The sequence below is a fragment of the Cobetia sp. 3AK genome (genome assembly GCF_029846335.1).
Taxonomy (GTDB): domain Bacteria; phylum Pseudomonadota; class Gammaproteobacteria; order Pseudomonadales; family Halomonadaceae; genus Cobetia; species Cobetia marina.
In genome coordinates this window covers 126,188-140,027 of record NZ_JARWKR010000005.1, presented here as the reverse complement: position 1 = coordinate 140,027, position 13,840 = coordinate 126,188, and the positions used below count along the sequence as shown (strand labels likewise).

Here is a 13,840-nt window from a genome sequence, read left to right as displayed (position 1 = left end):
CTGAGCTCAGCTTTCTGGGCTCAGCTTCCTGAGCTCTACTGTCAGCCCGCTGCCTCAGATGCCTCAGTCCTCGATCAGCTCCTCGACATCGTCCATGTCCACGTGAGCGACCTTGGCCAGACGCTCGCCGTATTCGTGGTCGGCCTGATAGAAGTAGCTGACCATGATGTTGCGGATCTCGTCGTTCTTGACCTTGCCCAGATCCCCACCCAGCACCTCGATCAGGTCATCCTGATCTTCCTCGGAGAAGGAGCGGTACAGCTCCCCGGCCTGAGCGAAATTCTGCTCCTTGCCGATGGGCTGCTGCTGGGTAGTGCCATTGAGGGTGTAACGCTTGTATTCGTACTGGCTGTCATCCACCAGCGAGTCGGCGTTGCGGCTCGGCTGGTAGTTGATGGAGCCGGAACGCGGAGCGGAGTAGCCCGCGCCATCCTGATGATTGTTGTGGACCGCCACCTTGGGGGCGTTGACCGGCAGCTGAGAGTAGTTGGCCCCCAGGCGATAACGCTGGGCATCGGCGTAGGCGAACAGACGCCCCTGCAGCATACGGTCTTCCGACGGCTCGATGCCCGGCACCAGGTTGGCCGGCGACATGGCCGCCTGCTCGGTTTCCTGGAAGAAGTTGTCCGGGACGCGATTCAGCGTCAGCTCACCGACCTTGCGTGCCGGGATCAGGTCTTGCGGCCACAGCTTGGTGGTATCCAGCGGGTTGAAGTCGAAGCTGTTCAGCTGGCTGGGGTCCAGCGTCTGGATATAGAGATCCCAGACCGGGTCATCGCCTTCGTCGAGATGGGTGTAGAGATCATCCGTCAGGTGATTGAAGTCGGTGGACTGCACCTTGGCGATCTCTTCCGGCGACATGCCATGGTTGCCCTGGCGCGACTTCCAGGTGAACTTCACGTATTTCCAGTCGCCTTCGTCATTGACGAACTTGAAGGCGTGGACCCCGGAGCCATCCATCTCACGCAGGCTGGCAGGCACGCCCAGCGGTGAGTACAGATAGGTCAGCATGTTGGTGCTTTCCGGGATATGGCTGAAGAAATCGAAGTAGCGATTCGGGTCCTGCAGGTTGGTGCGCGGGTCCGGTTTCAGGGCATGGATCATGTCCGGGAACTTCATCGCATCGCGGATGAAGAACACCGGGAAGTTGATGCCGACCATGTCCCAGTTGCCCTGGTCGGTATAGAACTTGACGGCGAAGCCACGCGGGTCGCGCAGAGTCTCGGGCGAGCCCTTGCTGTTGATCACGCTGGAGAAACGCACGAAGACCGGCGTCACCTGGCCCTTGTCCTGGAAAGGTGCCGCGACGGTCAGGTCGGTCAGATCCGCGGTGGCACGGAACTCACCGTAGGCCCCGATACCGCGCGCGTGAACTACGCGCTCCGGAATGCGCTCACGCTCGAAGTGCCCCAGCTTTTCCAGCAGGTGGTGATCCTGCAGCAATGTCGGGCCATTCGGACCAGCGGTCAGGGAGTCCTGGTTGTTGCCGATCGGCGCACCATTGGAACGTGTCATCACTTCCTGCTGCGCCAGACTGCTTGCAGAAAGCCCCAGCGCCATCACGGCTGTCAGGGTCTTCATGGGAAAACGTACGCTCAGCATCTCGGAAATTCCTCGTCAAATCAGGGAGTAACGAGGCGAGGAGTATTCGCGAGAAGTTCCCATAGCAAAAATAAATAATAGCTAACCCTGAAATAGCGAAAAACTAACATGATGCAGAATCAGCACCAATTACTTCCACTCTCAAGCAAGGACTGTGGCGTGGTTTCCTGTTCGCGGGCCAAGCTTGCCGCGTGTGCCTTGAGCCAGATGTCCCGATGACGAGGCTTTCACGCCAGAGGTGAGAATCGTCTGCCTTGAGCGAGAGCTTTCCCATGGCCTGAACGCCAGCAGAGCAGGCCACGATTGTTGCACCCAGTCATACAATCCAGTCATACAATCCAGGCATACATTCCTGTCATACAAACCCGTCATGCAATCCAGGCATGCAATCCAGGCATCGCGTAGTCTCAGGTCATGGCCCATCAACACCCCGGAGGCACCCTGATTCGCTCCACTGCCAGAAACGACAACGGCCCCTCATGTTGAGGAGCCGTAAGTGAGGAGCCGTTGTCATCAAGTCTTGCGACAGATCTTTCAGCGCATCCAGCCACTACGCCTGGCGCTTCGCCTTCTTCGACTTGCGCTGGAACGCCGGCATGTCATCGATGACCAGCACCGGATTCAGCTCTTCCTTGGGGAAGTCATTCTTGAGCCAGCGCAGCATGGAGAGTGCCAGTATCAGCATCACCGGAATCATCGGCAGCGCCACCACGATGGTCGAGGTCTGCACGGTCTGCAGGCCACCCAACTGGATCAGCGCAACGCCGACGGCCGCGATCAGGAAGGCCCAGATCAAACGGAACGAGCGTTTGGGTTCCTGATACCCGGACAGCTTGCGTGAGGTCACTGAGGCCAGCACGTAGGCCGAGCTGTCCAGCGTGGTTGCCAGGAAGATGAAGCACAGCAGGATGAAGGCCACCGTGACCAGCTTGGCGTACGGCAGGGTCTGCAGGATGCCTTCCACCGCCAGCGGGATACCGCCACTGTCCAACAGCGCCTTGATATCCAGCGCGCCGCTGATCTGCAGATCCAGCGCGTAACCGCCCCACACCGCGAAGAACACCCAGGTGCCCAGCGAACCGAATACCAGCTCGGCGATGATCAGCTCACGGATGGTACGACCGCGTGAGATACGCGCCACGAACAGCCCCACCATCGGCGCGTAGGCGATCCACCAGGCCCAGTAGAAGACGGTCCAGTCCTTCCAGAAGGTGGAATCCCCTGCCGGATCGGTCCACAGGCTCATCGGGATGAAGTTGCCCAGGGTCTTGCCGAGGCTGTTGACGAAACCTTCGACCATGAACTGCGAGTCACCGACGATGAAGGTGAAGGCCAGCAGGAAGATCGCCAGGATCACGTTGACGTCGGAGAGAATCTTGATGCCCTTGGCCAGGCCGAACCAGACACTGGCCGAGAACATCGCCGTCCAGATGCACAGCACCGCGACTTCCAGCCCGAAGTTGGCCTCCATGCCGAGGATGCCGCTGACCAGCTGCGAGACCAGCGGTACCGCCAGCCCCAGCGAGGTGCCGACGCCGCCGACGATCCCGAACACGACGATGGAATCCAGCAACACGCCCCAGGCACCATCCGCATGACGGCCCAGTACACCGCGCGAGGCGACGGAAAGACGCACGCCATCACGTTTCTTGACGTACATGGAGTAGGCGATCGGCAGGCCCGGCAGGCAGTAGAAAGCCCACGGCGTGAGCCCCCAGTGGAACTGACCGAAGGCCAGCGCCCACTCCGCAGCCTCACGACTCTTGGCCGCCACGTGGTAGGCCGGCGAGGTGTAGTAGTAGATCGGCTCGACCCACGCCCAGTTGACGATCGCGATCCCCATCCCGCAGGTGAAGATCATCGCCACCCAGCTGAAGTAGGAGAAATCGGGCGTATCCTCTGCCCCGCCCAGACGGACGTTGCCGTAGCGGCTGAAGGCCAACCAGATGAGGAAGCCGACGACGCTCAGGCCGGCCACCAGATACAGCCAGCCGAACTTGCCGGTGGCGAAGGAGAAAGCGGCATTGATCAGCGCGGTGCTGGCCTCCGGGAACAGGATGACCGGGCCGATGAAGGCCAGGATGACCAATACGGCGGGGATGAAGACACGGGGGTCCAGATGATCGCCATCACTGGCGGGGGGAACGGCTTCTTGCACGGCTACCACCTTAGTGAGAAAGCCCGAGCAAGAGGGGCGAGACGTCGCTCTTGCTCGGGCAGTTCGCTGTGTTCAATAATTTTTCGTAATGAAAAGAGCGCGGTATTATACATTTTTTTATTCCACGCGCATTATACTTTCCCGGCAACCGCGGGGAGCACGAATCACGACACAGTATTTTCTCATGCATACATGAATTTCATTCATCAAGCTTGCGCTGCACACTCCCCCTCCTGCACTCTTCTCGCGCCTTCCTTGTGCCCTCTTCGACAATGTTTCCGCCAGATGCGAACAGGCCGCCGACACGTCAATGTCGGCGGCCTGTGGGTCTCAAACGCTCATGGGCGGCGACTGTCCCGCAGAAGCCAATACCTGACGCGGCAGTCTTTCCGTCCCTTGCATCGCGAGGATCACGCCAGCCGATGCGCCAACGTCACACGCAGAAGCCTCGACGTTGACCTCGTGTCACAAGACGCTCAGCGCTTGATCACTTCTCATGCGCCTGGCTCGAGCTGACCCATGCAAGCTCAGAGTCAGATGAGTCGGCCTTGAGCGATCAGCAATGGCTGACGTGCTGAGTCACAAGAACGCCCCACCTCGTGAATCACGAGATGGGGCGTTTGAACATCCAGGGCGCCATCGATTGCCTGCAGCCGGCGGCCCTCAGTGAACAAGCACCGCATGGCGGGTTCAGCTCGGCAGGTACTCCTCACTCCAGCTTTCGGACACCACGCCCTCCTCGATCAACTGATCGATCTCTTCATCACTGTGATCAAGCTCCCTGAGCACCGAGCGAGTCGAAGCGCCGTATTTCTCGGCCGGTGACAGCGGGTAGATGCGCCCACGCCGCGGACGGATGGCGTAGGGGTCAAGCTGGGTGATCTCGTGACCGCTGGGGTGGTCCGAGTAGACCGAGAACGAATAGCTGCCGGCATCGATCCCGGCCCGCTCGCCAGCCGGGTGGACGTTGTAGGAGCGCAATGTCTCCAGGTTCTCGCACACGGCCGCGGCGATATCCGCCGCCTGCAGTCGCTCGACCCAGTCATTGGCTCGCGCGCTGATGAAACGCGGTGCCAGGTAGGCGGCACGCTCCTCACGCGGGATTTCCGGCAATTCTTCCAATCCCTCGACCTTGCGGAATTTCTCCAGCTCCGACTCATAGGCACTGACCAGCAGGATGCCATCGGAGGCCGAATAGAAACGCGCCAGGTCATCGTAGCCGGTCGCCTCACGACCGGACGGCTCGTCGAACAGGCCACGGCGCTCATAGTCATAGCAGAACGGCAGCTGGGCCAGACCGCTCAGCGCCGACAGCGAGGTCTTGATGCGCGAGGTGCGGCCGGTCTTGAGCTTGCGATACAGCGCGGTGGCAATCCCCAGCGACGCGCCAAAGCCGCACATGACATCGATGGTGCCGACGTGGGCGTGCTCTTCGGGGGTATCCATGCTGCCGCCGAAGCGCAGCATGATGCCGGTAGTGGCCTGCACCAGGTCGTCATAGCCGAGGTAGTTGGTGCGCGGCCCGGGCAGCACGCCGCTGAAGCAGTCCAACTGGCAGAAGACGGCGTCCGGGTTGAGCTCGCGCATGGCCTCCTCGCTCAGGCCCATGGAGGCCACCTGCCGGTCGGTGGCATTCCAGACCACCACATCACTCTGACGAATCAGCTCATCCAGGATGGCGCGCCCGCGGGGCTGTCTGACGTCGGTCAGCAGCGAACGCTTGGAGCGCATGTGCGACAGGCCGAAGATGACGGTATTCCAGCAGTCATAGAACGGCTTGGCCGGGTCGACCTTGATGACCTCGGCACCGAAGCGCGCCAGATACGCCACCGAGTGCGGCCCGGCGATCACATTGCACAGGTCCAGGATCTTGACGCCTTCCAGCCAGCCATCGCGGGCATTGCGTGCCCGCACCCGCGGCAGCTTGGTCTCGATGCGGGTCAGCACCGACAGCGCATGAGTGACACTCACCCAGCGGCGCGGTCTGGGCGTCAGCATCTCCTGGCCGCTGTCGGCCATCCACACCATCGGGCCGGGCTGGATCATCAGTCCGAATTCCGGGTCCTCGACCTCGACCATCAGGCCCGCCGTCTCGGCGTGGTCATCGTGGATCCACTCCTGCAGCCAGCGCTGCGGCGCGCCGGGGAACTTGCCCTTGCCGAAGATCTTCTCCCATTCCTTGGAGGTGCGCGTCAGGAAGACTTCCTTCATGCGCGCCGCGATATGGTCCGCCCAGGACTTGGGCAACGGGTAGACACCCAGCGACATGTCGGATTGCCATTCGCTGCTCGGGCGATAGGTATCCGGCTCCTCGCTCATGCCCTCGGCGACCAGCTCATCGTAGAGGCCCAGTACCTTCAGACAGCGCTTGGCGTGCTCGCGGTGACTCGGGCAGACCACATAGAACATGCGGCCATCCTTGCACTTGTAGCTGCGATAGAAGGGATCGAGCAGCTCCTGCAGCTCGTCGTAGTCGAGATTCATCGGCTGGCCCTCGATACGCCGACGTTCGATCTCCTTCTCGCGCTGGGTCTTGTAGCGTTCCGGCAGGCCCTCGATCTTGATCGAGTTGTAGCAGAGCCCTTCCATCAGCGCGCAGACCAGCGGCACCTCGATCTCGTCGCCCATGCCGGTGCGCTCGCGGGCCTGCAGCGCCAGCACCACCGAGGAAGCCGCCAGCATGGTGCCGTAGGCCGAGCCCAGCGGCAGCGGCGAGAAGGACGGGTTGATGCCCATCAGCACGCGGTTGAGGCCCATGTCGGTGAAGACGCCGGAGTTGGCCGCGATCACGCTCTCGAAGGCACGCCAGTCGCGGCGCAGGGTGTCATTGGAGGCAAAGCCGGGAATCGACAGCGTGATCAGCTCATTGCGCTCCTCGCGCAGGGCCTGGAAATCGATGCCCAGCCGCTTCATGACCCCGGGGCGGAAGCTCTCGATCACGATGTCGGCCTCCTCGATCAGCGCCAGCGCCTGCTCGACGCCCTCCTCTGACTTGAGGTCCAGCGAGACGATCAGCTTGTTGCGATTGAGCGTGGCGTTGGCCGGCGACTGCCACATCGGCCCGCCGGGCGGGTCGACGTGAACCACGGTGGCGCCCAGGTCGGCGAGGATCATGGCGACGGCCGGGCCCGCCATGTATTGACCGAAATCGATGACCTTGACGTCAGTCAGCGGCAGGCGGGTTTCGGAGTGGATTGTCATCGGTGCGGTCCTTCTGTCCGGGGGGCATGCGGGTTGCGTCAGCCCCGGTGAGCGTCATGTGTTGAGAGAGACAGGAAAAAGTGCACTCAGCGAGGCTTGGCGTCATCGCGCGGGCTGGGGGTCTCCAGCACCAGATGCGGTTCCAGCACCTTGCGCGCGAAGTCCTGGCGCAACCAGCGCACCAGCGACCAGGTCAGGATGAACAGCACCGGGATCATCGGCAGCGCGACCACGATGGTGGAAGTCTGAACCGCCTTGAGGCCGCCCAGCTGGATCAATGCCACCCCGACACCGGCGATCAGGAAGGCCCAGATCAGACGCACGCTGCGCCTGGGCTCCTGATAGCCAGAGAGCTCACGCGTGGTCACCGACGCCAGCACATAGGCCGAGCTGTCCAGGGTGGTGGCGAGGAAGATGAAGCACAGCAGGATGAAGCTTGCGGTGATCAGCTCTGAGAACGGCAGCGTGGCGAGAATCGCGGACACCGCACCGGGGATACCGCCGTCGCTGAGCACGGCCGCGACATCCAGGGTGCCACTGACCTGCAAATCCAGCGCATAGCCACCCCAGACCGCGAAGAACACCCAGCAGCCCAGCGAGCCGAACACCAGCTCGGCGATGATCAGCTCACGAATGGTGCGTCCCCGCGAGATACGGGCGACGAACAGCCCCATCATCGGCGCGTAGGCGATCCACCAGGCCCAGTAGAAGACGGTCCAATCCTTCCAGAAGGTCGAATCGCCCACCGGGTCGGTCCACAGACTCATGGTCACGAAGTTCGACAGCATGGTGCCGAGACTGTTGACCCAGCCCTCGACCATGAACAGCGATGGCCCGGCGATGAAGGTGAAGGCCAGCAGCACGATGGCCAGGATCACGTTGATGTCGGAGAGAATCTTGATGCCCTTGGCCAAGCCGAACCACACGCTGGCCGAGAAGATCGCCGTCCAGATCAGCAGCACCCCCAGATTGAGCGCGAAGGACGGCTCGATGCCGAGCAGATCACTGACCAGCCGGGAAACCAGTGGCACCGCCAGTCCCAGTGAGGTGCCGACACCGCCGACGATGCCGAATACCACCACCGCATCCAGCAGCACGCCCCACCACCCCTCGGCACGCTTACCGAGCACGCCGCTTGAGGCCACGGAAAGACGCACGCCCGGGCGGTTGCGCACATACATGGAATAGGCGATGGGAATCGCCGGCAGGCAGTAGAACGCCCAGGGCGTCAGCCCCCAGTGAAACTGCCCATAGGCCAGCGCCCACTCGGCCGCCGCATCGCTGCCGGCCTTGACGTCGAAGGGAGGGCCGGTGAAATAGTAGATCGGCTCGACCCACGCCCAGTTGACGATGGCGATGCCGATCCCGCCGGCGAAGATCATCGCCACCCAACTGAAATACGAGAACTCCGGCGTGTCCTGCGGGCCACCCAGACGGACATTGCCGTAGCGGCTGAACGCCAGACCGATCAGGAACACGACCACGGAGAAGCCCGCCAGCAGGTAAAGCCAGCCGAAATTGCCGGTCGCGAAGGCGAAGGCCGTATTGACGGCAGCCTCACCGGACTCAGGAAACAGGATGATGGGAATGATCAGGCCGGCGATGACGAGCACCGAGGGCAGGAATACCCGCCAGTCAATCTCGTCGCGGGCCGTGTGGGAGGCGCGGGAATCGCGTGGCTGGCTTTCGCTACCGGAAGCCGCCTTGGGCGCAGAACTGCTCATGTTGATCACCGTTATTGTGGTTATGCGGTTCGGTGTTGAGACACGGGGAGTTCCCTGCGATTGGCGTATCGCAAGGTCTCCATGCATGGCGTATCGGCAAGGCCGTGATATGGGTGGAGGAAGATGGCCGTTGTCAGGCCGATCTCGGCAGTGGCTCGGCCAAATCGGTACTGACAGCAGACTCCAGAATCCAGCCAGCGGCCTTCTCCGCGATCATCAGGGTCGGCGAGTTGGTATTGCCGCTGACGATGGTCGGCATGATGCCGGCATCCGCCACTCGCAATCCCTGGATGCCACGCACTCGCAGGCGGCTGTCGACCACCGCCATCGGGTCATCCGCGCGCCCCATGCGCGTGGTGCCCACCGGATGGAAGATGGTGGTGCCGATATCGCCGGCGAGCCTGGCGAGCTCGTCATCAGTCTGGTACTCGACCCCCGGCTTGATCTCCTCGGGCTGGTAGCGCGCAAAGGCCGGTTGGGAGGCGATGCGCCGCGTGACCCGCAAGGAATCAGCCGCGACCTTGCGGTCTTCCTCCGTGCTCAGGTAGTTGGGCGCGATCGCCGGGGCCTGGCGCGGGTCGGCACTCTGCAGACGCACCGAGCCACGGCTGGTGGGGTTGAGATTGCAGACACTCGCCGTGATCGCCGGGAAGGGATGCAAGGGCTGCCCGAAGGCCTCGAGACTCAGCGGCTGGACGTGATACTGGATATTGGGATGGGCGTAGTCCTCGCTGCTGCGCGTGAAGGCCCCCAGCTGCGATGGCGCCATGCTCATCGGTCCGGAACGCTTGAACAGGTACTGCATGCCGATGCCCATCTTGCCCAGCAGCGTGCTGGCCATGGCGTTCAGGGTCTTGGCATTGGTGACCTTGTAGACCGAGCGGATCTGCAGGTGGTCCTGCAGATTCTCGCCAACGCCGGGCAGGTCCTTCACCACCTCGACGCCATGTTGCTCCAGCAATGCCTTGGGCCCGACCCCCGAGACCTGCAGCAGATGTGGCGAGCCGATGGCGCCGGCACACAGCACGACCTCACGCTTCGCCGAGAGGTTGATGAGCTTGCCATCACGCACGACCTGCAGCCCGGTGCAGCGCAGACTGGAGGCGTCCTTCGCTGCATCCGCCCCTGTGCCAGCTCCTGTGCCATCCCCTGCGCCCTGCTCGCCGCCCGCGAACAGCAGACGATTGACCTGGGTGGAGTGCCACAGCGTCAGGTTGCCGCGCTTGAGTGCCGGACGCAGAAAGGCCTTGGCCGTATTCCAGCGCCAGCCGGAACGCTGGTTGACCTCGAAATAGGCCACCCCCTCGTTGCTACCACGATTGAAGTCCTCGGTGCGCGGGATGCCGGCCTGTTCGGCGGCACTGGCGAAATCGTCCAGCACCTCCCAGTTGAGGCGCTGCCGCTCGACTCGCCATTCGCCACCGTGACCATGGAACTGGCGATGCTCGGGGCCGGCATCCCCGCCCTCGTCGAGGCGCGCGTGATCCTCATGGCGCATGAAGGCCGGCAGACATTGCTCCCAGCGCCACTCGCTGTCGCCGGTCACCTCGGCCCAGTGGTCATAATCCCGCGCCTGACCGCGCATGTAGATCATGCCGTTGATGCTGGAACATCCCCCCAGCGTCTTGCCGCGCGGATAGATCAGCGAACGTCCGTTGAGCCCCTTGTCCGGCTCGGTGCGGTACAGCCAGTCGGTGCGCGGATTGTTGATGCAGTACAGGTAGCCCACCGGAATGTGGATCCAGTGATAGTTGTCGCGCCCACCCGCCTCGATGAGCAGCACGCGGTGGTCAGGGTTGGCGCTGAGGCGATTGGCCATCAGACAGCCGGCGGAACCGGCCCCCACGATGATGAAATCGAATTCCGACAGATCGTCTCCCGGTTTGACGGGGCGAGCGTCCTGCTCGCCCCCCGGGGGTCGATGCTGATTGTTCTTGTTGTCTGACATGGCGCGTCCCTCTCCAGACAGCTGGCGTGTACTTTCCAATGACAGGAATGCAGATGGCGACGATGCTGATGACGCCGGTGCAGATGACCGAAAGTGTGAGCGACTTACTTGGCCGTCGGCATGGCGAATTCGGCACCGGCATCGATGGAATCCGACCAGCGCTGCATGATGGACTTCTGCTTGGTATAGAAGCGCACCCCCTCTTCACCGTAGGCGTGGGTATCCCCGAACAGGGAGCTCTTCCAGCCGCCGAAGCCGTGCCAGGCCATCGGGACCGGAATCGGCACATTGATGCCGACCATGCCCACCTGGATGCGACGCCCGAATTCACGCGCGACACTGCCGCTCTCGGTGAAGCAGCTCACGCCGTTGCCGAATTCATGATCATTGATCAGCTGGATGGCGGTCGCGACGTCTGGCACGCGGACACAGGCCAGCACCGGGCCGAAGATCTCTTCCTTGTAGATGGTCATGTCCGGGGTGACGTGATCGAACAGCGTGCCGCCCATCCAGAAGCCTTCAGTGCTGTCGCCGCCGATGTCGTTGCCGGTGAACTCACGCCCGTCGACGATCATCTCGGCGCCCTCCGCGACGCCCTTTTCGATATACCCGCAGATACGCTCATGCGCCTGGCGGGTGACGATCGGCCCCATCTCGGCGTCCAGATTCATGCCGTCCTTGATCTTGAGCTCGCGGGCACGCTCGGCCAGACGCGGCATCAGGGTGTCCGCCACATCGCCCACCAGCACCGCCACACTGATCGCCATGCAGCGCTCGCCGGCGGAGCCGTAGGCCGCGCCGATCAGGGCATCCACCGCCTTGTCGAGGTTGGCATCCGGCATCACCACCATATGGTTCTTGGCGCCACCCAGTGCCTGAATGCGCTTGCCGTGACGTGCGCCACGCTCGTAGATGAGATTGGCGATCGGGGTCGAGCCCACGAAGGACAGGGCGCGCACCTTGGGATGATCGATCAGCGCCTCGACGGAATCCTTGTCGCCCTGCACCACGTTGAAGACGCCATCCGGCAGGCCCGCCTGCTTGAGCAGGTCCGCCATCATCAGCGAGGCGCTGGGGTCCAGCGGGCTCGGCTTGAGCACGAAGCAGTTGCCTGCCGCGATGGCCACCGGGAACATCCACATCGGCACCATCACCGGGAAGTTGAACGGCGTGATACCGGCGACGACGCCCAGCGGCTGGCGCATCGTCCAGTTGTCGATGCCGGTGCTGACCTGGTCGGTGAAGTCACCCTTGAGCAGCTGCGGGATGCCGCAGGCGAATTCGACGATATCGATGCCACGTGCCACCTCGCCCTGGGCATCGGTGAACACCTTGCCGTGCTCGCGGGTGATCGCCTCCGCCAGCGCGTCCTTGTGCTCGTTGAGCAGCGCGAGGAACTTGAACATCACCCGGGCACGACGAATCGGCGGGGTGTCGGCCCAGGCCGGGAAGGCGGCGTCGGCGGCCGCCACGGCAGCATCGATGTCGCTGTCGCGTGCCAGCGCGACCTGGCCGGTCACCTGGCCGGTGGCGGGATTGAAGACATCCTGTGTGGCACTGGAGTCACCGTGGGTCACCTGGCCATTGATGAAATGGGCGATGGTCTGCTGGGGCGTGGTCATGGCGTGAATCGTCTCCGCTGGCGTTGTGACTGAAGCGTGCGCGGGGAGCATCCCGGCGGCTCAGCCATAGGGGCTGGTCATAAGGGCTGGACATGAGGGCTGCTCATGAGAGCTGAATTCATGAAGCTGTACCTTGAATCTACCCCGCCGGCCGGAACGTTCAATTGAGTTATTCTTGGGTGCGATATAACGATTACTGATATCACGACCGCCCCCGAACGCAGACAGCCGCCATCGCTCACCAGCCCAGTCATGGCGGGGGTTGCGGGCGTGTGAGAGTGAGGGGTGGGATACGGTGGAGGGAATGTTCGAACGTCATGGCAGCGCTTTCGGTGGCATCGCTAGACCAAAGGGGAATAGGTCATCGGCGGGACACTGAGACAAGAATGCAGGCGGCCTGGTACATGAACCATGTCGCTGTTGATCCTTCGCCCCCTTGCCCAGAGAGCCTTCGATGCAGGATTTGTCCCGTCTTCACGCCTTCGTCACCGTGGCGCGCACCGGTAGCGTGTCACGAGCCGCTGAGGCCTTGCACCTCACCCAGCCTGCCGTCAGCCTCAAGCTCAAACAGCTTCAGGAAAGCCTGGGCCTCTCTCTGTTTGATCGCCACCCCCACGGATTGCAGCTGACCGCCGATGGACAGGCCCTGCTCTCCAGTGCCGAAAGCACGCTGGCCAGTGCCCGCCAGTTCGAGCAGGCTGCCTCTGCCCTGCACAGCACCCTGCGTGGCACCCTGCGCATCGGCACCATCATCGACCCGGAATTCATTCGTCTCGGCAGTTTCCTGCGGCATCTGCTGGCACAGGCACCCGGGATCGAGACGTCTTTGCAACATGGCATGAGTGGATGTGTGCTCAAGGCACTCAAGCAGGATGAGCTGGAAATCGGCTTCTATCTCGCCCCACCGGGAGAAGGGCCGGGCGACAGCGCCCTCGACTACCGGGAATTGGCGCTGTTCGAGTACTACGTGCTGGCACCGGCGGGCTGGTCATCGCGGCTGACCGCGACCGACTGGGCCTCGTTGGCGGCCCTGCCGTGGATCGTCACGCCCCCCAACTCGGTACATTCCCGCCTGCTGGCACATGCCATGCGCGGCGTGGAAGCTACGCTGCATCGCGTCGCCCAGGTGGATCAGGAAGTCTGCATGCTGGACCTGGTACGCGCGGGGGTCGGGCTGTCACTGGCGCGTGATGTGCTGGCGCTGGCCGAGCGTCAGGAGCGTGGGCTCAATATCGTACCGGACACCCGCCTGCCCTGCGCACTCAGCGTGGTATGGCGCCGTGACAAGGCCGCTGATCCCAGCGTTCAGGCGGCACTGCAGAGCCTGGCCAATGTCTGGCCGGTAGAGTGACCAGTGTCGTGCCAGGTTGCGCCCTTCGCGGGTCACGCCGGCCTCTTCTCTCTTCTCTCTTCTCTCTTCTTTCTTCCCTCTTTTCTCTGCGCTTAGCGCCACGCTCTTTGCCCTTCTCTCCTCACCTTGCATCCTCATGACCTCTCCACCTCCCCTCACTGGCAGGATTGCTCTGAGCGGGACGCAGCGTTGCCTGTCTCGCCCGTTTTCTCCAGCGCCCACTGTCACAAGGTT

General features: G+C 62.8%; 7 protein-coding genes. 1 reads left to right on the top strand and 6 read right to left on the bottom strand.

Annotated elements, in window-relative coordinates; translation table 11 throughout:
- Positions 1-63: 63 nt before the first annotated feature.
- From QD228_RS08800 to QD228_RS08775, 6 genes are all read right to left on the bottom strand, one after another.
- Positions 64-1,602 carry a catalase gene (locus QD228_RS08800; RefSeq protein ID WP_279875231.1) on the bottom strand — a complete coding sequence of 513 codons (1,539 nt, stop codon included), beginning with the start codon at positions 1,600-1,602 and terminating at the stop codon, positions 64-66.
- A 550-nt stretch (positions 1,603-2,152) separates the two neighbouring features.
- Entirely contained in the window at positions 2,153-3,760 is a 1,608-nt protein-coding gene (locus QD228_RS08795) for a BCCT family transporter (protein ID WP_279875229.1), read from the bottom strand.
- A gap of 690 nt (positions 3,761-4,450) precedes the next feature.
- Positions 4,451-6,961 carry a CoA transferase gene (locus tag QD228_RS08790; protein WP_279875227.1) on the bottom strand — a complete coding sequence of 837 codons (2,511 nt, stop codon included), beginning with the start codon at positions 6,959-6,961 and terminating at the stop codon, positions 4,451-4,453.
- An 86-nt stretch (positions 6,962-7,047) separates the two neighbouring features.
- The gene (locus QD228_RS08785) at positions 7,048-8,685 is read right to left on the bottom strand and encodes a BCCT family transporter (protein ID WP_084208360.1); all 1,638 of its coding nucleotides are present in this window, start codon (positions 8,683-8,685) and stop codon (positions 7,048-7,050) included.
- 133 nt (positions 8,686-8,818) lie between these two features.
- Entirely contained in the window at positions 8,819-10,633 is a 1,815-nt protein-coding gene (locus tag QD228_RS08780; protein WP_279875225.1) for a GMC family oxidoreductase N-terminal domain-containing protein, read from the bottom strand.
- Between the two features lie 104 nt (positions 10,634-10,737).
- A complete protein-coding gene (locus QD228_RS08775) occupies positions 10,738-12,255 on the bottom strand; it encodes a CoA-acylating methylmalonate-semialdehyde dehydrogenase (RefSeq protein WP_279875223.1) in 1,518 nt (505 codons plus the stop codon).
- Between the two features lie 454 nt (positions 12,256-12,709).
- Here QD228_RS08775 and QD228_RS08770 point away from each other — a divergent pair, with 454 nt between their 5' ends.
- Positions 12,710-13,606, top strand: coding sequence for a LysR family transcriptional regulator (locus QD228_RS08770; protein ID WP_084208357.1), 897 nt, complete (start codon positions 12,710-12,712; stop codon positions 13,604-13,606).
- Positions 13,607-13,840 lie beyond the last annotated feature (234 nt).